Origin of the sequence: Vibrio qinghaiensis (assembly GCF_002257545.1) — a bacterium.
In the GTDB taxonomy this organism is placed as follows: Bacteria; Pseudomonadota; Gammaproteobacteria; order Enterobacterales; family Vibrionaceae; genus Vibrio; species Vibrio ordalii.
This window is the reverse complement of record NZ_CP022741.1, coordinates 1,463,794-1,486,928: the sequence shown is the minus strand read 5'-3', so window position 1 is coordinate 1,486,928 and position 23,135 is coordinate 1,463,794. Positions and strand designations below refer to the sequence as shown.

General features: G+C 43.6%; 19 protein-coding genes. 13 read left to right on the top strand and 6 right to left on the bottom strand.

Annotated elements, in window-relative coordinates; translation table 11 throughout:
• Positions 1 to 132 precede the first annotated feature (132 nt).
• From CCZ37_RS06830 to CCZ37_RS06800, 7 genes are all read left to right on the top strand, one after another.
• Positions 133 to 1,653 carry a fumarate hydratase gene (locus CCZ37_RS06830; protein ID WP_010320695.1) on the top strand — a complete coding sequence of 507 codons (1,521 nt, stop codon included), beginning with the start codon at positions 133 to 135 and terminating at the stop codon, positions 1,651 to 1,653.
• A gap of 104 nt (positions 1,654 to 1,757) precedes the next feature.
• Complete coding sequence (locus CCZ37_RS06825; RefSeq protein WP_010320694.1) at positions 1,758 to 1,943, top strand: hypothetical protein; 186 nt, start codon at positions 1,758 to 1,760, stop codon at positions 1,941 to 1,943.
• 145 nt (positions 1,944 to 2,088) lie between these two features.
• Positions 2,089 to 3,468: a YcjX family GTP-binding protein gene (locus CCZ37_RS06820; protein WP_094500105.1), complete on the top strand. Its 1,380-nt coding sequence runs from the start codon at positions 2,089 to 2,091 to the stop codon at positions 3,466 to 3,468.
• The gene (locus CCZ37_RS06815; protein ID WP_094500104.1) at positions 3,465 to 4,490 is read left to right on the top strand and encodes a YcjF family protein; all 1,026 of its coding nucleotides are present in this window, start codon (positions 3,465 to 3,467) and stop codon (positions 4,488 to 4,490) included. Before CCZ37_RS06820 ends, CCZ37_RS06815 begins: the two co-directional genes overlap by 4 nt.
• A 122-nt stretch (positions 4,491 to 4,612) precedes the next feature.
• A complete protein-coding gene (gene tyrR / locus CCZ37_RS06810; RefSeq protein WP_094500103.1) occupies positions 4,613 to 6,157 on the top strand; it encodes a transcriptional regulator TyrR in 1,545 nt (514 codons plus the stop codon).
• Positions 6,154 to 6,735, top strand: coding sequence for a ribosomal protein S5-alanine N-acetyltransferase (gene rimJ, locus CCZ37_RS06805; protein WP_094500102.1), 582 nt, complete (start codon positions 6,154 to 6,156; stop codon positions 6,733 to 6,735). Before tyrR ends, rimJ begins: the two co-directional genes overlap by 4 nt.
• A 56-nt stretch (positions 6,736 to 6,791) precedes the next feature.
• Positions 6,792 to 7,265, top strand: a complete 474-nt coding sequence (locus CCZ37_RS06800) for a DUF2947 domain-containing protein (protein ID WP_010320690.1) — start codon at positions 6,792 to 6,794, stop codon at positions 7,263 to 7,265.
• A gap of 129 nt (positions 7,266 to 7,394) precedes the next feature.
• Here the strand turns inward: CCZ37_RS06800 and CCZ37_RS06795 are convergent, their stop codons facing one another.
• The 3 genes from CCZ37_RS06795 to CCZ37_RS06785 form a co-directional block, all read right to left on the bottom strand.
• On the bottom strand, positions 7,395 to 8,249 hold the full coding sequence (locus tag CCZ37_RS06795) for an EamA family transporter (RefSeq protein ID WP_094500101.1): 855 nt from the start codon (positions 8,247 to 8,249) through the stop codon (positions 7,395 to 7,397).
• A gap of 141 nt (positions 8,250 to 8,390) precedes the next feature.
• A complete protein-coding gene (alr, locus tag CCZ37_RS06790) occupies positions 8,391 to 9,614 on the bottom strand; it encodes an alanine racemase (RefSeq protein ID WP_010320657.1) in 1,224 nt (407 codons plus the stop codon).
• 54 nt (positions 9,615 to 9,668) lie between these two features.
• Positions 9,669 to 11,300, bottom strand: coding sequence for a methyl-accepting chemotaxis protein (locus CCZ37_RS06785; protein WP_167372393.1), 1,632 nt, complete (start codon positions 11,298 to 11,300; stop codon positions 9,669 to 9,671).
• Between the two features lie 404 nt (positions 11,301 to 11,704).
• On the opposite strand from CCZ37_RS06785, the gene CCZ37_RS06780 reads away from it, so the two are divergent.
• Genes CCZ37_RS06780 through CCZ37_RS06770 form a run of 3 tightly spaced genes read left to right on the top strand, consistent with a single transcriptional unit; the run spans position 11,705 to position 14,929 of the window.
• A complete protein-coding gene (locus CCZ37_RS06780; RefSeq protein ID WP_208613941.1) occupies positions 11,705 to 13,123 on the top strand; it encodes an SLC13 family permease in 1,419 nt (472 codons plus the stop codon).
• A gap of 8 nt (positions 13,124 to 13,131) precedes the next feature.
• On the top strand, positions 13,132 to 14,469 hold the full coding sequence (locus CCZ37_RS06775; RefSeq protein WP_094500098.1) for an ATP-binding protein: 1,338 nt from the start codon (positions 13,132 to 13,134) through the stop codon (positions 14,467 to 14,469).
• A complete protein-coding gene (locus tag CCZ37_RS06770) occupies positions 14,456 to 14,929 on the top strand; it encodes a response regulator (RefSeq protein WP_010317964.1) in 474 nt (157 codons plus the stop codon). The genes CCZ37_RS06775 and CCZ37_RS06770 overlap by 14 nt, the downstream gene beginning before the upstream one ends.
• Positions 14,930 to 14,979: 50 nt before the next feature.
• On the opposite strand, the gene CCZ37_RS19315 is transcribed toward CCZ37_RS06770, so the two are convergent.
• Together CCZ37_RS19315 and cspE are read right to left on the bottom strand one after the other, a co-directional pair.
• On the bottom strand, positions 14,980 to 15,189 hold the full coding sequence (locus tag CCZ37_RS19315) for a hypothetical protein (RefSeq protein WP_094500097.1): 210 nt from the start codon (positions 15,187 to 15,189) through the stop codon (positions 14,980 to 14,982).
• Between the two features lie 299 nt (positions 15,190 to 15,488).
• Complete coding sequence (gene cspE, locus CCZ37_RS06760; RefSeq protein ID WP_010317961.1) at positions 15,489 to 15,701, bottom strand: transcription antiterminator/RNA stability regulator CspE; 213 nt, start codon at positions 15,699 to 15,701, stop codon at positions 15,489 to 15,491.
• 565 nt (positions 15,702 to 16,266) lie between these two features.
• Between cspE and CCZ37_RS06755 the strand changes: the two genes are divergently transcribed.
• The gene (locus CCZ37_RS06755; RefSeq protein ID WP_094500096.1) at positions 16,267 to 17,361 is read left to right on the top strand and encodes a NapC/NirT family cytochrome c; all 1,095 of its coding nucleotides are present in this window, start codon (positions 16,267 to 16,269) and stop codon (positions 17,359 to 17,361) included.
• A gap of 22 nt (positions 17,362 to 17,383) precedes the next feature.
• Positions 17,384 to 19,831 (top strand): molybdopterin guanine dinucleotide-containing S/N-oxide reductase, encoded by a 2,448-nt coding sequence (locus CCZ37_RS06750; RefSeq protein ID WP_094500095.1) that lies wholly within the window; start codon positions 17,384 to 17,386, stop codon positions 19,829 to 19,831.
• Positions 19,832 to 19,900: 69 nt separating this feature from the next.
• On the opposite strand, the gene CCZ37_RS06745 is transcribed toward CCZ37_RS06750, so the two are convergent.
• Positions 19,901 to 21,298: a DEAD/DEAH box helicase gene (locus CCZ37_RS06745; protein ID WP_459560164.1), complete on the bottom strand. Its 1,398-nt coding sequence runs from the start codon at positions 21,296 to 21,298 to the stop codon at positions 19,901 to 19,903.
• A gap of 345 nt (positions 21,299 to 21,643) precedes the next feature.
• On the opposite strand from CCZ37_RS06745, the gene CCZ37_RS06740 reads away from it, so the two are divergent.
• Positions 21,644 to 23,080 carry a 6-phospho-beta-glucosidase gene (locus CCZ37_RS06740; protein WP_094500800.1) on the top strand — a complete coding sequence of 479 codons (1,437 nt, stop codon included), beginning with the start codon at positions 21,644 to 21,646 and terminating at the stop codon, positions 23,078 to 23,080.
• Positions 23,081 to 23,135 lie beyond the last annotated feature (55 nt).

Genomic DNA, 23,135 nt, shown 5'->3' with positions numbered 1-23,135 from the left:
ATAAAATGCAAATTAAAAGCTGCTACTTGATTGAATCACATCAATAAGTTGATTTTTTGCTGAGAAGCTGACCGCTTATTAAATGAGGAACACGCAACAATCAAGGGAAGCATAACAATAACGAGGCACGCAATGACGGTAATTCGCAAGCAGGATGTGATCAGCAGTGTCGCTGACGCTCTTCAATATATCTCTTACTACCACCCCCTGGATTTCATTCAAGCGCTAGAAAAGGCTTATCATCGTGAAGAGAGCCAAGCTGCGAAAGATGCGATCGCACAAATTCTCATTAACTCGCGCATGTCAGCAGAAGGGCATCGACCCATTTGCCAAGATACCGGCATCGTAACCTGTTTTGTCAACATCGGTATGAATGTGCAATGGGAGTCTGATCTCACGGTGCAAGAAATGATTGATGAAGGAGTTCGTCAAGCGTACACCAATCCAGATAACCCATTGCGCGCTTCTATATTAATGGATCCTGCTGGTAAGCGTATTAATACCAAAGACAATACGCCTGCTGTCGTTCATATCAATATGGTTCCAGGAAATAAAGTCGACATTCAAATCGCAGCCAAAGGCGGCGGCAGTGAGAACAAAACCAAGATGGTAATGCTCAATCCTTCCGATGACATTGCTGAATGGGTAGAAAAAACCGTACCCTTGATGGGGGCGGGTTGGTGTCCTCCGGGTATGCTCGGCATTGGTATTGGCGGCACCGCGGAAAAGGCAGCTGTGCTTGCTAAAGAATCACTGATGGAGCATATCGATATTCAAGAACTGATTGATCGTGGCCCACAAAATGCGGAAGAAGAACTGCGTTTAGATATTTTTAACCGCGTGAACCGTTTAGGCATTGGTGCGCAAGGGCTTGGTGGCTTAACCACCGTTGTGGATGTAAAAATCAAAACAGCGCCGACTCACGCCGCCTCTAAACCTGTTTGTATGATCCCCAACTGCGCGGCGACCCGCCATGTTCACTTTACGCTAGATGGTACGGGCCCTGCTGAACTTACACCACCAAAGCTAGAAGATTGGCCACAAATTGTGTGGGATGCAGGGGCAAGCGCGCGGCGAGTTAACCTTGATGCGGTCACTAAAGAAGAGGTTCAAGAGTGGAAAACCGGTGAAACACTGCTTCTTTCCGGTAAGATTTTAACGGGCCGTGATGCTGCTCATAAGCGCCTCCAAGCGATGTTGCAAAATGGCGAAGGGCTACCTAAAGGCGTCGATCTAAAAGGTAAATTTATCTATTACGTTGGCCCCGTTGATGCGGTGGGTGATGAAGTCGTTGGTCCAGCAGGCCCGACCACATCGACACGTATGGACAAATTTACCGACATGATGCTTGATGAAACGGGCATTATGGGGATGATAGGCAAAGCAGAGCGTGGACCTGCGACGGTGGAGTCAATCAAAAACCACAAAGCGGTCTACTTGATGGCGGTGGGTGGCGCGGCTTACTTAGTGGCGAAAGCGATTAAGAAAGCACGCGTGGTGGCATTCGAGGATTTAGGTATGGAAGCCATTTATGAATTCGAAGTTGAAGATATGCCAGTCACGGTTGCGGTGGACTCGCGTGGCGCGAATGCTCACCAAATAGGCCCAGACACATGGAAAGTGAAGATTGCCGAAGCTCAAAAGAAAGCTTAATCTGATCTCATCGCGTTCTCACGATAACTGCAGCTTAGGCTGCAGTTATCGTCTATAAATCAATAGATAATTGAAATGCTCATTTGCAAAACTTAGGAGGGTAGATGCCTCGTTTTATTAAAATATTACAAATTATTATCGCTATTGTGGTTGGGGTTTTCCTCGGCTATGACCTTATTCTACATGGCATCAGCATCTTCGATGATAAGTACGTCACAATCACCTGCGTGTTATGGGTGATGCTTGAGGCTGCATTGTTTGTGATTTATAAATTAATAGAAGATGATTGATCCGATGTGAGCGGCTCAACACAGAACAGCGAATTTTTTGGCCAAAGAAGCCTAAGCCTCTGATTCTCGTCAGGGGCTTTTTGTTCATCTCCGATTAAGATGAATACACATAAAATAGCGTCATCAAATGAAGTGGAGTGAGTGAATGCAGCACATTCGTCGAGAAATGACTGATTTAATTAACCGTGGATTAGATTCGCACGTTCGAATTGCTGTCACAGGGTTATCGCGAGCGGGGAAAACGGCGTTTATTACCTCCTTAGTGAACCAATTACTGCACACCTCTACCCATGATAATTTACCGCTATTTTCCGCAACGCGTGACCGACGCATTGTGGGTGCAAAACGTGTCCCTCAAACTAACTTAATGGTTCCACGCTTTGCTTACGATGAAGCGATGTCACAGTTACACAGCGAACCGCCACATTGGCCTGTACCCACTCGTGACGTCAGCGAAATTCGCCTAGCGATCAAATACAAACCTAAAAAGCGCAGTAAAAAATTATTTGGTCACACGGCCACACTTTATCTCGATATCATCGACTATCCGGGTGAATGGCTGTTGGATCTGCCTCTGCTCGAAATGACCTATGAACAGTGGTCAGAACAGCAGTTTTCAGCGCTAAGTGAACTGCGTTCCTCATTAGCCGAGCCGTGGCTTGAGGGGTTAGCTAAACTTGATGTAACGCAAGACGCCAATGAGCAAAAGCTTGTTTCATTGTCGATGCTGTTTACGGAGTATTTGCACGCGTGTAAAAATGCCGGTTTGCATTGGGTGCAACCGGGGCGTTTTGTGTTGCCGGGAGAGCTAGAAGGTGCGCCTGTACTGCAGTTTTTCCCATGCCGTAATCCGTACGGTGAAGACAAGCCTGCTCCCAATAGTCATTACAGCATGTTAAAAGCACGCTATGAAGAATACCAAAACAAGGTTGTGAAAGCTTTTTACAAAAATTATTTTGCCACGTTTGATCGGCAGATTGTGTTAGTCGATTGCTTATCCCCACTCAATGAAGGTTACGATTCCTTTTTGGATATGCGTCGTGCGCTTGAGCAGATTATGCATAGCTTTCGTTATGGTCGTAATGGTTTACTCAAGCGTCTATTTGCACCCAAGATAGACAAAGTGCTGTTTGCCGCAACCAAAGCGGATCATGTCACCCCTGAACAACATCCGCATTTGGTGTCGTTACTGCAGCAGATGGTTCATCCTGCTTGGCAAAGCGCCGCCTATGAGAATATTGAGATGAGTTGCATCAGTATGGCATCGATACAGGCCACACAAGCGGGTTTTATTGATAGCGGTGAGCGCACCATTCCAGCCTTACAAGGTGTGACGATCAATGGCGAAACTTTGACCGTTTTTCCCGGCGATGTGCCGAAAAAGTTACCTAACAAAGAGTATTGGCAGCATCAAGGGTTTGAATTCACCAGTTTTAAACCAAGAGCATTTAGCTGTGATGAACCTTGCCCTCATATCCGTTTAGATAAAGCGTTGGAATATTTAATTGGAGATAAGCTGAAATGAGTGATTTAAAAACCAAGCAAATCTTTAATCAAAAATTAGAATCACAACAGAAGAGTACGCCAGAGCTTACGGCTCAACAGCAGTTTCAAAATAATGAAGCCTTCATTCCAATGCCGATCAGCAATGAAGAGAGTGCTGCGGAAAAAGAGTTGGAGCAAATCATTCGTCCACCACAAGGTCGGAAATGGCGAGCTGCGGCATTAGTTATAAGCTTTGCAGGTTTAATCGGTTGGCAAGCTATCGATTCAGTTATCACGGCGATTCAATCAGCGGACTGGTTAGCATTAGGCTGGGCGGGATTTATTGCTGGTTTGGCATCGTTAGGCTTAAGTACCTTAATCAAAGAGCTGTGGAAGTTACGAGCACTTCGCCATCATTTTAGTATTCAAGAGCAAAGCGAACAGCTTATGCAAAACGACAGCGTTGGCCATGGGCTCGCGTTCTGCCAAGCTCTAGCTAAACAAAGTGGCATAAAAACCGAAAGTCCAGCCTATGATCGTTGGTTAAACAGCGTTAATGCTTCACACAGCGATGCTGAAATACTCGATATGTACGATGCTATGGTGGTGAGTGAACAAGATAAACAAGCAACCAAAATCGTCTCACAATATTCAACAGAAGCGGCAGCTTTAGTGGCAATTAGCCCTTTAGCCATCGCAGATATGTTGTTAGTGGCATGGCGTAATTTCACTATGATTGATCAACTGGCAAAACTGTATGGAGTGTCATTGGGTTACTGGTCTCGTCTCTCTTTATTTAAGTCAGTATTGGTTAATATGGCAGCGGCAGGTGCCAGCGAACTCGCCATCGACGCCAGTATGGATCTCCTTTCTATGGATTTAGCCGGAAAAGTATCCGCGCGGGCAGGGCAAGGTTTAGGAGTGGGAATATTGACCGCTCGTCTTGGTTTGAAAGCCATGGCACTGCTCAGGCCGATGACATGGCAGCCAGAGAGAAAAGTAAAATTAGGGGCGATTCGCAAACAGATCGTCGCAAGAATCGCCGCGCTTACGGTGAAATAAGCAACATTTATCAAATAATATGCCCGAATGTGAACCTCAAAACATGAGATAACTTGACGCCATACAAGGCTTGATAGAAACTACTGTCAACTTTTCCTGACACTTTCTATTAGGATTTTTAAGTGCGTCTTGAAGTCTCTTGTGAAGACAGACTCGGCCTAACCCGAGAACTGCTCGATATTCTTGCATCGAGAAAGATTGATTTGCGTGGGATTGAGATCGATGTCATCGGCATTATTTACCTCAATTGCCCAGATATTGATTTTGAAACATTCAGTGAATTGATGACTGAAATTCGCCGAATTTCTGGCGTAAAAGATGTTCGGAAAATTCAATTCATGCCCATGGAGCGGCATAACACCGAGTTAATTTCATTACTCAACAACGTGCCTGATGCGGTGCTGGCGATTGATCTGAAAGGGTTTGTGGATATGGCAAACTATTCAGCGTTATCGCTGTTTAACAAAACAGAGAAAGAGATGATAGGGCAGCCTATTTCCGCATTATTACCTTTCTTTAATCTATCACGCTGGCTTGAAGGCAACAAAGCACGACAACGTGAGGAGATCGTGCACGATGGTCTCGATTATCTGATGGAGATGATGCCTGTTTATATTACGGGTGAGTCGAAAGAATCCACCTTGGCGAGTACTATGATGATGATTCGTTCTAAAAGCCCTAGCGGCGTCGTCGATGATGCTTTGCCCTTGCACAATAACCTTGGTTTTGAACATTTTGTCGGAGTTTCTAACCGCCATAAAGCGCTCATTAGCCAAGCTAAGAAGCTGTCAATGCTTGATCAACCTTTGCTTATAGAAGGCGAAACCGGAACGGGTAAAGAGATGTTGGCCAAGGCTTGTCATAATCGCTCTCACCGTGCCTCCTTTCCTTTCTTAGTTCTGAGTTGTGCTTCAATGCCGGATGATGTTGCGGAAACCGAGTTGTTTGGTCATGCGCCAGGGTCATTTAATCATCAACAAGGCCATAAAGGTATTTTTGAACAGGCGAATGGCGGCACCGTTTTTCTCGACGAAATAGGGGAGATGAGTCCTCATTTACAAATTAAACTACTGCGCTTTTTGCAAGATGGTACATTCCGCCGCGTTGGTGAGGAGCATGAAGTTCATGTTGATGTTCGTGTGATTGCCTCGACGCGTCATAAGCTGGCAGATTTAGCCGAATCAGGCGCATTTCGTGAAGATCTTTTTTATCGTCTAAATGTGTTAACTCTCCGTATTCCTACTTTGCGTGAGCGGCCTAACGACATTCAGCCATTGCTTGAACTATTTGTGGCGAAGCACATTAAGAAAATGGGTATGGCCAAACCACTATTAGCGGAAGATTTGGTGGATCAGCTCTCTCATTACCAATGGCCAGGCAACGTACGACAGTTGGACAACATGGTGCTCAGGGCACTAACGGAGATGTCTGATAATCAGTTAACAGTGGATCTGTTCCATTTGCCGCAGCTTGAAACCGTTCATACTGGCAATACCCATGTCAATCTTGATGGCTCATTAGATGACATTATGAAAGAGTATGAATCTCAAATTTTGGAACGTTTATATCAGTCTTTCCCTTCAAGTCGTAAATTAGCCAAGCGTTTAAACGTATCACACACCTCTATCGCCAATAAGCTACGCGACTACGGAATTAGGAAAAATTGATGCAGTCATGCAGCACCTTGTCCCAAGTGTATGAAGTGGACAATGATATTTTAGTGCGAACCGCAAAACTTGAAGATGCGGAGATGATCGCCGCCTATTTTACAAGTAATCGTGAACATTTACGGCCTTGGGAACCTAAACGAGAAGCGGCGTTTTTTGAGGCTCACGGTTGGGTACAGCGACTGATTAAACTTGGTGAGCTGCATAAAATGCAATTAGGCTATTATTTGCTCATCATCGATATTAACAGTGGTGACATGCTTGGCACCATTTCGTTTAGTAACCTCTCCCGCTTTCCATTTTATGCTTGCAATCTCGGCTATTCGTTAGCGAAGAATGCACAAGGTAAAGGCATCATGGGCCGTGCATTAAAAATGGCGTGCCACTACATGTTTAAGGTACAAAACCTACACCGTATCATGGCTAGCTATATGCCAATCAACAAACGCAGTGAAGCGGTGTTGATGAAAATGGGCTTTCAGGCCGAAGGTCACGCTAAAAATTATTTGCTCATTGATGACCAATGGGAAGATCACAACCTAACAGCATTGGTTAATGCTGATTGGCGCCCAAGCTAATGGGTCATCGTTTTAAAAGTATATTCACAAGTCAGCTAAAACATTAAGGAAATTCAATGTCGTATTTGCCTTTGGATCAATACCAAAGAAAATGGATTTTCACTCACCAATCAATGCCAGTTCCTGAGCAAGATCTGGTGCATATTAAACCCATGTCTCAAGCCAGAGCGGCTCAGTTTTGGCTGGAAAATATCAGTGCTCAAAGCCCAGATTCAGAGAGGTTAAGTTCTCAAGATTGGCCTCGTAAAGCAGGCAGTTGGATCAATGAAATTAGCTGGATGAAAGAATGGGAAAGTGACGATGAATCATTACCCGTTGATATTTTGGCCCATATTGATTGGCAAAATGACGTGACCGTTTATTTTTGTTATGAAAAGTACAATATTATCGAAACCCAATGGTCGGTATTTAAAAAATACTGGAAAAATTTCTTATTTTACGATGATGGACCAATCTTATTGGGGCGTCGCCGTGCTCAAGCGTTATGGTTTGGTTCAAATGGCAAAGTCAAATTGGGTAATAGAAAGTAACGAATAAACGAATAAACGAATAAACGAATAAACGAATAAAAAGCAGCCTAGGCTGCTTTTTTGTACTTAAGAGAAGGGTTTTTAACAAGCTTAGATAGAGCAGTGCTGAGCTATTTTAAAATGTTTACCTTATTTCTTCGCCGATAGCGTGCTACCCATTGAGGCCGTGATGATCATCGTAATGGCGATCCATTGCGTTAAGCTTAATTGTTCTTGAAGAATAATTAATCCAGCTAATGCGGCGATGGCGGGCTCTAAGCTCATTAACACACTAAAGTGTTGTGTAGACAAACGTTTTAAAGCCGACATTTCTAGACAATAAGGTACGGCGCTTGAAAGGATCGCGACAGATAACGCCATAGGCAGTATTGACCACGTAAAAATAGATGCCTCTGATAATACAACGCCGATTGGAAACGCAAACAGGGCCGCAATCGTCATTCCTATCGCAACGGTTGCACCTCCAGAACCGACACTCCCCGCCCTTTGACCAAACCATATGTAGGCTGCCCAGCATCCGCCAGCCGCTAAAGCCAGTGCAACGCCAATCGGATCAAGAGCATCGACACCCGTTAGATCGGGCAATAAAAAAACAATGCCCAGAATAGCAAGCGCAACCCAAATTAGATCTTTTTTCCGTTTGGATGAGAGAAATGCAATAAGTAATGGTCCAGAAAACTCCAACGCAACTCCAATACCAAGAGGAATTCGTTCAATAGCAAAATAGAACATCAGTTGCATGCCACCTAAGCTTGCCCCGTAAATGATCATTGAGCGCCACTGCGAAAGAGAAAGCCGTAACTGCCATGGGCGAAAAATCATTAACAGTATTAATGCAGAGAGACCAACACGCAGTGCAATGGTTCCACCCGGACCAACAATAGGAAACAGTTGCTTGGCTAATGATGCGCCAGATTGAATGGTGGTCATCGCTAAAAGGAGAGTCAAGACAGCCAAGAATATAGGAGAGTTAATCGGTCGCATACGCATCCAAACGAATTAAAAGGAACGGGCCGATTATGCCTGAAAAATAAAGGGGTTAATAGGAACAACGAGCGGAGGATTTAAAGGGATACCGTGAGTGCAAAACACTCACGGACCAAAAGATAAATAAGTATGCTTGGCTTAGTGGATGTAAAAACGAGGGTTTGCCGTGCCCCAAATTGTATACAGTTCAGGGAATATGAGCTCTGCGTTTTCTTCCAGCTCACTGACAGTGATTCGGCCTTGCTTTTGCGCGCCAAACAAGGTGACTTCCTGATTAGGAAGGACGCCTTTCACATCGGTTACGTCAACCAATGTGGTGTTCATTGAGGTTACTCCAACCACTTTTGCTCGTTGACCGTTAATCAATACGTCACTGCGATTGCCCATTTTTCTAGGGTAACCATCTGAATAGCCAACAGGTAGGTTCGCCAAAACACTCTCTTTAGTTACGCGGTATGTACTGTCATAGCCAACGGTGCTTCCTTTAGGAAGATGATGCAATGACGCAATGCGTGTTTTGAATGAGACGATTGACGGATATTCCGGGTTAGTTGGTAAGTCGCCATATAGGACGCCACCAGGACGTACCATATCGAGTTGTGCTTCCGGCACATTGAGAGCAGTATAGGAGTTGGCAACATGCAAAATCAGCTCATCGCGTTTTAGGTTTGCTTGCTGAATCAACCAAGCTGAATTGGTATTAAAACTGGCCAACTTGCTGCGGATTTCGTCTGGATTGTAATTGGGGAAATGCGTCATTATCCCAACAATTTGTATGCCGCTTTGAGTAGCAATCGCAATCGATTCTTGTTTTCCTACATCGGTTGACATATCGATACCATTGCGCCCCATTCCGCCATCATTTAATGCCAAATGTACTCTTATCGTTTTACCTTTTTGCTGGCTTAGCTGAGCGAGTTGTTCAGCTTGCATTTTGCTACCGATTAGCTCTTCGATATTGAACTCGGCACTTTGTGCGATTTCATCAATGCTCGCAGAGCGAACACGCATCAACTGGCCTTTAAACCCACTCTCACGTACGGCTCTCGCCTCTGCATTACTGGTAATTGCAATACAAGGGATCCCTTGCGCGAGAATCGTTGGCATTAAACCGCGAATACCGTTGCCGTAAGCATCTGCCTTCATCACGGCGCAAATTTTAGTTTGGCTGTTGATGTGGCTCTTAAACTGCTCAATATTTTGTTTGAATTGGCCAAGATCGATCTCAAGCCAAGTATTGGATTGCTGAATTTCTTGTATAGAAGGCTCACTGACGTTAAGGCTTAAAGGTGCAGTAGTCGCTGAAAAAGAGGGTAAAGCCATGGCAATTGACAGTGTAAGAAAAGAGGCTTTGAAGTTCATTCTATCTCCTAGGTAAGTAAAAACAAGAAAGCCCCGTTAGGGGCTGACGCTATTTTAGTTAAGTCTGAAACGCCCCATGGCGTCTTGTAATGTGACCGATAATTGACTGAGTTCATGGCAAGCTTGCGCCGTTTGCTCTGAACCCTGCGCGACTTCTTGTGAAGCCGTATGAATATTTTCAATATTGCGGCTTAGTTCATCGGCAACAGAATCTTGTTCACTACAAGCACTGGCGATTTGTGTTCCCATATCCGCAATTTGGGCTACTGAGTTTTCAATAGAGACCATCAGTTGCTGTGAATGAGTTCCTTGAGCGACACATGAATCGATACTAACTCGTGAGCGTTCTGTCGCTTCTTTGGCTTCACCTGCCATAGTTTGTAGTTTTTCGATAATGGTTGTGATTTCACCGGTTGAAGCTTGAGTTCTTCCCGCAAGGGTGCGTACTTCATCGGCAACAACAGCAAAGCCTCGGCCAGATTCGCCAGCGCGGGCTGCTTCAATCGCGGCGTTCAGTGCCAATAAGTTTGTTTGCTCAGCGATGTTACGGATAACGTCAAGCACTACGTTAATTTGTGTGGATTGTTGTTCTAAATTTGCAACGGTTTCGCCAGCTTGACCAATAATTGTGGCTACTTGCTGAATTGAGCCCACCATAGTGGCATTATCTTTAGCACCTTCTTGTGCCTTAGTGTTTGCATTGCTTGCCTGAGAAGCAGAATCCTCAGTATTACGTGCTACATCGGCCACTGCAGCTTTCATCTGTGCCATAGCCGTGGCAACTTGTGTGATCTGATATTGCTGCTCTTTCATACCTTGAGCTGAGATATTGGAGATTTGGCTCATCTCTTCCACTGCACTGCTTAGTTGTGTTACCGCGGAGATGATCTCTTCGATCAGTTGGCGTAAATTATTTTGCATCTTTTGTGAGGCATCGGCAAGTTCACCTAATTCGTCATTGCCAATAGCATTACGATCGATCTGTTTTGCTAAGTTACCTTCTGCAATCGCGTTTGCTTGGTCAACAACCAAACGCAAAGGCCCACAAATTATGCGAGTCAAGAAGAGGGTGATAATGACCATAACGGCGAGAATAGAAATATTACTGATACTGGATGAAGTGTTCAGCCGATCAACGGCTTTAAGAATATAGCTTTTGTTACCATCCATTGCCTTTTGCAGAATGCCAATCAACGTTTTTATATCGGCTTCAATATGACGAAAATTATCGAGAGATTGGTTTAACAGTTTATGCGCACTATTTTTGTCATTGTTCGCTAAAGCCTGATTGAATTGTGCAATTATGCTGGTGTAACTATCCCAGTCTTTCATTAGCTTTTTAAATGTTTGCTCTTCTTCGCCTGGCCAAACACTTTTGCCATATTCTTTTAAACCAGCATCAATTTCTTGTTGCAATTGGCGGCTAGTCACTAAGCGTTGATTAAGCTCGTTTGCATCGTCAGTGAGCAAGGAGGCAAACTGCGCACGACGCCAATAGGAGAGTTTATCGCCCATTGAATCTACGTGTTGTAGTGCTGGAAGTGTATCGTCGGCAAAATTAGCCAACTGACTTTTGACTTGTTGGAGTTCGCTATATAAAAACCAAGCAAAGAGGATGTTGATTAAAGCGATGAGGCTAAATGAGCCTGCAATTTTCTGTCTGATGGATAGATTTTTTAAAAACATGAATGAGTTACCTTTGATTGTTTTTGTCAAAAGTCGCTTGAGCGAACAACATCCATTTACCGACAATGTGATCTACATCCTGATTGGTCGCGGATGTTATCATGTTATCTATAAATTGACGATACCTATACTATTAAAGTAGCAGATGTTTGATTGTGCAAAGATAAAATGATTGATTAACTTTAATGATGTGAGGGTGGTTGATTATTGGTTGAATATCTAAGAGTGGTGAGATGATTTGCAAGCGACCCCTCATTCTGAGTATTTGCCTTAATGGTAATCGTTGTTCATTGATCTAACACCAAACTTTTTGCTGGATAACTGTAACATAATGGCAACGTTGTTCGAGATTCAAGTACACCTCTAACTATCGTTTTTATGAGTACTCAGGAAGAGTTTATATGGTGCGTCCTTACTTAAAATTTATCATCCCTATTTTAGTTCCATTACTTATTTTATTGTTGCCTATGGCTGCTTTCCCTTTTGAAGGGATGACCGTAATACAGCAGCGAGTGATTGCCATCTTTTTGCTCGCCGCTCTTTGTTGGGTATTTGAACCGATCCCAATCTATGCCACATCGGTGGTTGTGATTGTGTTAGAGCTCCTAATGCTATCCGATAAAGGCATCTGGTTTATGAGGCTTGCAGAGGGAGAGGCTCATTTTGGTGGCTTGCTAAAACATACTGAGATCATGGCGACGTTTGCTAGCCCAATCATTATGTTGTTTTTGGGTGGCTTTTTCTTAGCCATGGCCGCCACTAAGTATCGTTTGGATGTCAACCTTGCACGAGTGCTGCTCAAACCATTTGGCCATAACCCCAAGTATGTCATGTTAGGCTTGATGTTGATTACCGGTATCTTCTCGATGTTTATGTCCAATACCGCAACAACAGCGATGATGCTTTCCATTTTAACGCCAGTCATCGCGGTATTTGGCCCAAAAGATCCAGGGCGAATTGCTTTTGCTTTGTGTATTCCGGTCGCTGCTAATATTGGCGGTATAGGTACGCCAATAGGTACTCCTCCCAATGCGATCGCATTGAAATATCTGGTCGGTGAAAATTTAATTACCTTTGGCGAATGGATGCTCTTTGGGGTGCCGTTTGTGATCATAATGATGGCACTCGCGTGGGTATTGATTAGCGCCATGTTTAAAGCAGAGCAACAAAAAATTGAATTGACCATTAAAGGTAAATTCTTAAAAACACCAAAAGCCATTATTGTGTATGTCACCTTTGCTCTAACCATTCTTCTTTGGTTGATGGGCTCAACCCATGGTATGAATTCTTATACCGTTGCGCTGATACCCGTGGCTGTCTTTTCTCTTACTGGCATCATCAACAAAGAAGATCTAAAGAACATTTCTTGGGATGTGTTGTGGTTAGTGTCTGGTGGTATTGCGCTAGGACTTGCATTAGACAAAACGGGGTTAGCGCAACTAGTGGTGAACAGCATTCCTTTTGCGCAGTATTCACCTTACGTGGTCTTATTTGGTGCGGCATTTTTGTGTCTCATTATGGCCAATTTTATGTCACATACCGCCACCGCGAACTTATTAATGCCGATTATGGCCGCGCTTGGTGCTTCAATGACTTCACTTACTCCACTCGGTGGAGAAATTACGTTGATTCTCGTGGTTACCTTTGCTGCATCACTTGGTATGTCATTGCCTATCAGTACACCACCTAATGCGTTAGCGCATGCTACCGGACACGTTCAGAGTAACCAAATGGCTAAAGTAGGTGCCATCCTCGGTGTGATTGGGGTGCTACTCAGTTTTGTCATGGTTTGGTTACTTCATGCGGTTGGTCATATTGGTTAGGCAGCATGATGTCGGATAAAAGACTTGTTGCACTCATTGATCGTTATTTTCGCCATCCGGAACGGATGGTGAAACTGCCTGCGGGAAGTATTGTCATTGAGCAAGAAGGCTATAATGATCGACTCTATTTCGTATGGTCGGGAGAATTGAGTGGCTATTACAATGAAAAAGGTGATAAACGGATAAAAGTTTTTTCAGCCGGTGCAGGTGCTTTTATCGGAGTGCACAGTTTTTTTTCTGGTGAATGGATAGCTTCTTCAACAGTGGTGGCTGAATCTACGGTAGAGCTTGCTTGGATCGACCGGACTACGGCAGTGTTAGAAGAAGATCATTATGGGCCATTAACCGCCCAGTTTACCCCCGTTATCGTCAATGAATTGTCCCGCCGTCAACGACGCGCAACCCAAGAAGCTGTGGCAAAAGAAAAAGCATTAGAAAGGTTATATTCGGCTGAGCAAATGACGACCTTGGGCCAGTTAGCGGCGGGCATTGCTCATGAATTGAACAATGCCATCGGGGTAGTGAGTAGCAAATCTGAGCGATTAGAAGTACTGTTCATGGAGCTGCTCGAAGAGGTTCATCCTGAAGCTAGCCTCTTTTTCGATTTTGGTCTGATGTATGGCCAGAAAGTATCATCAAGCGAAGCCAGAAGGCGAGGTGCTCTTTTCGAAAAGCAATACGCTCTGCCTAAAAATGTGGCAAGAGATTTGGCAAAAGCGGTTCCAGAAGACTACTTATCTTCGCACTGGCTGAAAAATCCACATTTAGCGATTCGTTATTGGCAAATGGGCCGTGACTTGCATGATTTACGTTTGGCCTCTAAACATACTGTTGGCATTGTTAAATCAGTAAAACAACTGGGCCGAACTGAAATTACTCAAGATGAAGAGTTCGATATCAACGATACGATCAATCGAGCTTTGGCACTATTACAGAGTGATTTACGACGTGTCAGTGTCCGTATTAGGCCAGCTGCATTACCCTTATTTAAAGGATCTCAGACAGAGCTGGTACAAATTTGGGTAAACATCATCAAAAATGCGTGTGATGCGATGGCCAACATAGCAGAGCCAATGATAGAGATACAAACTAAATTAAGTAAACAACGTATATTGGTAACCATTGCGAATAATGGTCCTGAAATTGACGAAGCCACTAGACGGAAAATATTCCAACCAAGCTTCACCACCAAAAAAGGAGGCTTGTCGTTTGGTTTGGGGCTAGGGTTATCAATAGTGAAACGCATTGTTTCTGGGTATGGTGGAAATGTCGTACTCAAAAGTGACAATAAAAGAACAATATTTAGAATTAAATTACCCACGGAGAGCGATTATGGAGAAGCTTAATATCATTTGTGTCGATGATCAAAGGGAAGTATTAAGTGCGATACTGCAAGATCTTCAACCACTCACTTCTTGGTTGAATATTGAAGATTGTGAATCGGCTTATGAAGTATTGGATCTAATGGATGAGTTTGACGAACAAGGTGAGCATATTGCGCTGCTGATGTCAGATCATGTGATGCCAGGAAAGACGGGAGTCGAATTATTAACCGAGGTCGCAGCAGATTCCAGATTTAAGAAAACAAAGAAAATTCTGTTAACAGGGCAAGCAACACACACAGATACGATCAATGCGATTAACACTGCAGGTGTAAATCGGTATTTTGAGAAACCGTGGAATGCGAAAGAGCTGGTAGATTGTGTTCGCACTTTAGTGACAGAATTCATCTTTGAAGTAGGTTTAGATTATAAAGACTATCACAACGAATTAGATCAGAAAATAGTGCTAGCAAAACTGAGATAAGTGAATAATGCCCAAATAACTTTAACGGCGGCTATTAAAGTGTTTGGGTATTAATCGATGACATTAAAATGGCCAATGAGCTTGTCATCAGCATTCAATATTTTTCCTTGAGAAGATTCTTCATCATAAGTAAAATTGAGATGAAGAGTGTCTAAATTGCAATTTATCTGACTTAATATATGACGTGTCAATATGTCACTATTAAGTTGATGAATAGTCGCATTCCAAGAGCAATGTTTAATATTAAAATGAATATTCATAGTGAGCGTAATTTTTGTGTTGCTTTAGATTTAGCAAACCAAAAACGCTTTCTACCAGTTGTACGAGACATAGTAGATCTCCTTTGTAAAAATGAAAATATTACATAGATAGAAATAGGATTTTCAAAACGGTTTATGCAAAAATGGCTGAATGTTCGAACGGGATAAGCAGAGGGAACGGAGCAGAAGTTTGAGCGATAACGTTGATAACTATAATTTATAATCTAGGTAAAAAATTTATAATCTAGGTAAAAATAAGAGCGCTGGCGTGGTGCCAACGCTCACACATTCATGCGAAATTATTCAGCACGTACGTTAGCAGCTTGAGGACCTTTAGCACCTTGTTCTACAACAAAAGATACTTTTTGGCCTTCTGCTAAAGTTTTGAAACCTTCAGAAGCGATAGCGCGGAAGTGTACGAATACATCTGGACCGCCGTTGCTTTGAGAAATGAAACCAAAACCTTTAGTTTCGTTGAACCATTTTACAGTGCCAGTAGTAGTGTTAGACATGTTATGTCCCTTATAAAAATAAAAAATTTTAAAATACAGGTGTTGCTTTGAGACGAATTATTTAAATGAGACCATGAAACTAGAGGACACTTTGAATTGAATCTGAAAGGGAACTTTGGCTTACTTGTTACATTAATAACCCTGTTCAACAGAGCGAACGAATAATCGCATGGTACTCAATCAAAGTAAAGCATTTATTTTTAAATAATTGAGCATTAGGAATCTGAGCAGGTTATTCGTGATTTTTGTTACTTTTCAAACCATTTTTAGTAAACATTATCTGTAATTAAGGATCTACCTATCTTTAGGGTTTTTATCTTTTATTTTAATATCAATTAGTTATGTTTGATTTGTTTTTAAGGTCTATCATTTGTGTGGCCATTTGTTTTCTATTTTATTAATTATAGGAAAGGTGACATAAGTCACGCCTGTTCCTTGTCTAAATTGACTACTGTCAAGTTGCTATCCCTCTTTGGGGGTATGATTTCCTTATAGAGTACGATGCGCATCACATAAATGTGACGTGTTCTGTCAAAACCACATCCGTTGAGATTTGTGAGGAATAATGAATATTAAAAAAAGAATGATAGTGGGAGTTCTTGCTATTGGGGTGCTGCTCGGTTGGTTAAGCCTTGGAGGAACTCATGTCATTTTAGAAAAAACGTCGAGTACGGAATTTTGTCTCTCTTGTCATACTATGCAAGCACCCTTTCAGGAGTATCAAGGCTCGGTACACTTTAGCAATGCCAAAGGCATCCGTGCAGAATGTGCTGATTGCCATATACCCACTGATACTATGGATTATTTAATCACCAAAATTAGAGCATCCAAAGACATCTACCATGAGTTCATTACCAAGAAAATCAGCACACCTGAAAAGTATGAAGCACATCGAGCAGAGATGGCTGAAACTGTCTGGGCGCAATTAAAAGCAAACGATTCCGCGACCTGTCGTTCATGTCACAGTGAAGATGCGATGGAGATTTACGACCAAACGGCGCAAGCACAAAAAATGCATCAGTACGGTATCGACAATAATCAAACCTGTATTGATTGCCATAAAGGTGTGGCGCACATGCTTCCTGAAGTCAAAATGGATAGCCAAGCATTAGCCCATTTAGTCGAAGAGGCTAAGTTAACCCCTGTGGGTACTCCTATTGTTTATGCGATGCAATCTACGCCCATTTCTGATTTCGGAACGATCAATCCAGCGACACCGTTGAAAGTATTGAATGAAAGCACTGGCAAGCGCACCGTTGAATTGAGTGGTTATCAGATGCAAGGTGCAGAACAAGTCTTGTATATGGGTGAAGGTAAGCGTGCTGTGATTGCTATGTTAACTGAAGCAGGGCAAAAAGCATTGAGCGTAAAAGAGTATAACGAAGATGCCTACGGAAATCAGTGGCGTCAAGTAACACTTGCCGGGGACATCGACACGCCAGTGTTGGGTAAAATGGATTCGCTTTGGGCATACGCTGAGCAGTTGGACAATGTTTACTGTTCAACATGTCATGCCAAAATTCCGAGTAACCATTTTACGGTTAACGCGTGGCCTTCTGTGGCAAAAAGTATGGGGGACCGTACCTCTATTTCCGCAGAGGATCTAGAAATCCTCACGAAATATTTCCAATACAATGCGAAAGATGTTGTTGCCCAATAAAAAATGAAATAAGGATTCAGTGATGACTACTCTCACACGTCGAAGTTTTCTAAAAAGCGCTGGTGCAACTGCAGGTGCGGTCGCTATTTTTTCGGTTAAACCCATGCCAGTTCTCGCTTCCGCACCGCGAGGAGCTGGTGTACTGACTGCTGGGCGTTGGGGTGCTATGCTGGTTGAAGTTAAGGATGGGAAAATTATTTCTTCCAAGAATGCATTGCCGCAAACCGTACCCAATAGTCTACAAACCTCAGCGCCAGATCAAGTGCATACTCAAGCTCGGGTCAAATACCCGATGGTGCGTAAAGGTTTTCTAGCCAATCCCCATATGCCAGATGGTAAACGAGGAGACGATGAGTTCGTCCGCGTTAGTTGGGAAAAAGCGCTGCAATTAATCCACCAACAGCATGCTCGTATTCGCACTGCTTATGGAGCCGAGTCAATTTTTGCGGGCTCTTACGGCTGGCGATCCAGTGGGATTTTACATAAAGCCCAAACCCTACTGCAACGCTATATGAGTATGGCGGGAGGCTATTCGGGTCATTTAGGTGATTATTCTACTGGTGCTGCGCAAGTCATCATGCCTTACGTTGTAGGCTCAATAGAAGTGTATGAACAACAAACAACTTACCCTGTTGTACTTGAAAGTAGTGATGTTGTGGTGCTTTGGGGGCTCAACCCTATTAATACACTGAAAATAGCATGGAGTAGTACTGACGGCGCGGGGCTTGAGTTTTTTAATCAACTCAAACATTCTAAAAAAACCATTATCGCTATCGATCCTATGCGTTCGGAAACCATCGAATTTTTTGGTGAAAACGCTCAGTGGATTGCGCCGCACCCTGGTACTGACGTTGCGATGATGTTGGGGATCGCCCACTCATTAGTTGAAAAGGGCCAACATAACCTCGAATTTTTGAATAAATACACCGCTGGTTACGACAAGTTTGAAGCTTATCTGCTAGGTCATTCTGATGGCACGCCAAAAACAGCACAATGGGCTGAGGCAATTTGTGGCGTTCCTGCCAAACAACTAGAGCTATTGGCCGATATTTTTAGCAAAAATAGAACTATGATCATGGCTGGTTGGGGAATCCAACGTCAGCAATATGGTGAACAAAAACACTGGATGCTTGTCACTCTGGCTGCAATGCTAGGGCAGATCGGTTTACCCGGTGGTGGGTTTGGTTTTTCATATCACTACTCCAATGGCGGTAACCCAACGCGGACTGCGGGTGTTTTACCTGCTATATCAGCGGCTATTGATGGTGGTTCATCTGCGGGTAATGATTGGGCCGTTTCTGGAGCAGTAAATAGTTTTCCTGTGGCTCGTATTGTAGAAGCGTTGGAAAACCCATCCGGTCAATATCAACACAACGGGCATGAGAAAACATTTCCTAACATCAAAATGATCTGGTGGGCGGGCGGTGCAAACTTTACTCATCACCAAGATACCAACCGTTTGATTAAAGCGTGGCAAAAGCCGGAACTCATCGTTATCTCTGAGCCTTATTGGACTGCGGCCGCAAAACACGCCGATATTGTACTGCCCATCACGACGTCATTTGAGCGTAATGATCTCACCATGACAGGGGATTATAGCAATCAACATTTAGTGCCGATGAAACAAGCAATTGAGCCTCAATTTGAAGCGCGAAATGATTTTGATGTATTTGCTGATATGGCGGAGCTGTTAAAACCGGGCGGACGTGCAGTGTATACGGAAAATAAATCCGAAATGGAATGGTTGGCTGGTTTCTATAAAGGAGCTCAAGCTATCGGTCGCCAGAATCGGATTGCAATGCCTAACTTCAGCTATTTTTGGAAACAAAATCAGCTCATTGAGATGAAATGGAACGAAGCGAACGCGAAGTTTGTGCGTTATTCCTCTTTCAGAGAGAATCCTATTCTGAACCCTCTTGGTACACCAAGTGGCAAGATTGAGATTTTCTCCAAAACCATCGAAGGCTTCAAATATAGCGATTGCCCGCCACATCCTATGTGGATGCCGCCAACGGAGTGGGTAGGGAATGCTCAAGCCGATGAACTGCAATTGATGACATCACATGCGGCTCATCGTCTCCATAGCCAGTTAAACTATGCGGCACTACGCGACCAATATGCGATAGCAAACCGTGAACCGATCTGGATTCATCCAGAAGATGCAAAAGCTCGAGGGATCAAAGATGGCGATCTTGTCCGTGCTTATAATCAACGTGGCCAAGTCTTAGTTGGCGCGCTGATCACGGATGGAATTAAGCAAGGTTCGGTCTGTATTCATGAAGGGGCATGGCCTGATTTTGATAAACCTCATGGTTTATGTAAAAACGGAGGATGCAACGTACTGACCGCTGACATACCTACTTCAAGGTTAGCCAATGGCTGTGCTGGTAACTCTTCAATTGTAAAAATAGAGAAATATGCAGGAGAGCCACTTCCTCTAACCGCATTCACTCCGCCCAAAGGCGCGTAAAAGCAAAAAGGCCACTAGATGAGAGTGGCCTTTACTTTTTAATCAGAGAGTCGTAGTCAGTGAGTAATATCAGCTCGCCGCGATTTTGTTTGTTCTACGAGGTCTATTTTGTCCAGCCGATCCGCTTCTCGTGGGTTGGTTTGCACTTGGTTTGTTACTGTTTGAACGAGTGGAATTGGCCGCTTTCGGCTTTCTGTCATTAGTTTTGGTATTCGCGCTTATGCTGTGACCTTTTGCTACATCACCAGAGCGCTGTCCGTCATTATGTTCTGGTTTGTTCTTTTTCGGCTTTTTCGCTTTAATCGGTTGTAGCGAAGGAGAGGCCGGTAATTTGTTCACTGGCGCAAAGCCTTCAACCTCAATTCGTTCTAGTAAATTTTGGGTAAGGCGCTCAATGGCAAACATGTCCTTTGCTTCATCGGCGCAGACCAAAGAGATTGCATTTCCTTCAGCGCCTGCGCGGCCTGTACGGCCAATTCGGTGAACATAATCTTCAGGGACGTTAGGCAATTCAAAGTTTACCACTTGTGGTAATTGGTCAATATCAATGCCGCGAGCGGCAATATCCGTTGCTACTAAAATGCGGATCTCACCACTTTTAAAATTGGCCAATGCCTTAGTACGTGCGCCTTGACTTTTGTTGCCATGAATAGCGGCGGCGCTGATGCCACTGCCTTCAAGTTGTGCGGTTAAGCGATTAGCGCCGTGTTTAGTTCGTGTAAATACCAACGCTTGTTGCCAATTATTTTCTTTGATTAGTTGAATCAATAGCGCTGGTTTTTTCGCTTTATCTACAGGATGCACCCACTGTTTGACGGTTTTGGCGGTACTATTGCGTGGCGTAACCGAAATCTCGACTGGGTTGTTAACTAACCCTTTCGCAAGTTGGCGAATTTCATCAGAGAAAGTGGCCGAAAAGAGTAGGTTTTGACGTTTTGCTGGCAGCAGTGCAAGGATCTTTTTAATGTCACGAATGAAGCCCATGTCTAACATGCGATCCGCTTCGTCTAAGACCAAAATTTCTAATTGGTTAAATTTAATCGCATTTTGGTTGTATAAATCCAACAGTCGACCCGGTGTCGCGACCAAAATATCTACCCCACGACGCATTTTCATCATCTGTGGGTTAACTTTCACACCGCCGAAAATAACTTCAGAGCGTAGTGGAAGGTTTTGCCCGTAAGTTGCCACGTTGTCGGCTACTTGCGCAGCTAATTCACGTGTCGGCGTCAGAATTAATGCACGCACTTGGTTGGGGCCTACTTTTGGGCCTTTAACTAATAGGTCCAAAATGGGCAGGGTAAATCCTGCGGTTTTCCCGGTACCTGTCTGGGCCGCTGCCATCACATCTTTGCCTTCAAGAACGGCTGGAATAGCTTGCGCCTGAATTGGCGATGGTGTTTCGTAACCTTGAGAAGCAACGGCTTTCAGGATGGCATGGGATAAACCCAGAGAGGCAAAACTCATTAAAATGTCTCGATATGTAAATAAGGAAGTGATCCGCATCACGTTGCGGAAAGGCGCAAGCATACAGTAGTCACAGCAAAAGTGCTACGGAATGTCTCTGTTTGCCACTTGTCAGTAACAAATAGTGCGTATTTTCTTCAGAGAACATTAGAATTATTAATTTTAATGTAACCGGTTTCTGAAACCGGTTACATTTTTCCGATAATCGTTTATGATGTCACGCAAAGTAACAAAGTAACAAAGCGATGATGTATTTCTATACAACCTGTCCACATGGCGTGAAATAGCATATTAGATCGACATAAGGGTACATTGAGTCAGCAAATGAAGACGAGGTAGATGACGATGGCAACGAATGGTTTTCCAAAAGATTTTTTATGGGGTGGGGCTGTAGCAGCACATCAAGTTGAAGGTGGATGGAACCAAGGTGGAAAAGGAGTCAGCATTGTCGATGTGCTCTCAAAAGGAGCGCATGAAGTACCTAGGGTGATGACCTCCGGTGTGGATGCAAATTATTTCTATCCTAACCATGAAGCCGTTGATTTTTATAGTCATTACAAAGGTGACATTGCACTTTTTGCTGAGATGGGTTTTAAATGTTTTAGAACCTCAATTGCTTGGACTCGTATTTTTCCACAAGGTGACGAAGTCTCGCCCAATGAAGCAGGGCTACAATTTTATGATGATCTTTTTGATGAATTGCTGAAATACGGCATTGAGCCAGTTATTACGCTTTCGCATTTTGAGATGCCATTCCACCTTGTACAACAGTACGGTGGATGGGCAAATCGCAAGCTTGTGGATTTTTTCGTTAACTTTAGCCAAGTGGTGATGGAGCGTTATAAACAGAAAGTGAAATACTGGATTACCTTCAATGAGATCAATAACCAGCGAAATTGGGAATTCCCACTGTTTGGCTACTGTAACTCAGGGGTTATCTTCACTGAACATGACAACCCAGAGCAGGTGATGTACCAAGTCATGCATCACCAATTTATTGCCAGTGCTTTAGTGGTCGATCTCGGTCATAAGATCAACCCTCAATTTCAAATGGGTAGCATGATTCATATGATGCCGCTTTATCCCGCGTCGTGTCGTCCAGAAGATATGATCCGCTCTCAAGAAATGATGAGAGAGAAGTACTTGTTCAGCGATGTGCAAGTTCGTGGCTATTACCCAAGCTATATTTGGCGTGAATGGGAGCGAAAATCGATAACCGTTGATATGCTCGATGGCGATGAAGCGATACTGCGTAAGGGTTGTGCCGACTACCTTGCGATCAGCTATTACATGACGAATATTGTCTCTGATGATCGCAACGCTGAAGGCGAAACAACCAGTTTATTCAAGCAAAGTCGCTTAAACCCTTATCTCACAGCGTCTGATTGGGGATGGCAAATTGACCCGGTAGGGCTTCGCTACGCGCTTTCTGAGTTGTATGAACGCTACCAGAAACCGATTTTTATTGTCGAAAATGGTTTTGGGGCGATCGATGAAGTCGATGAGCAAGGCCAAGTGCAAGATGATTATCGGATTGAGTATTTACAAGCACATATACGAGAAGTGAAGAAGGCCATTGCTATAGACGGCGTTGATGTCATCGGCTACACCCCTTGGGGTTGCATCGATTGTGTGTCATTCACCACTGGTGAATATAAAAAACGTTACGGTTTCATCTATGTTGACAAACACGATGATGGTTCTGGTTCAATGGCTCGCAGTAAAAAGAAAAGCTTTTACTGGTATCAGTCCGTGATCAAAACCAATGGCGAGCAATTGTAAACGTGGAATGACAATAATAATTGTTGATTGAGAGCGTTCATCCAGCGTAGGAAAT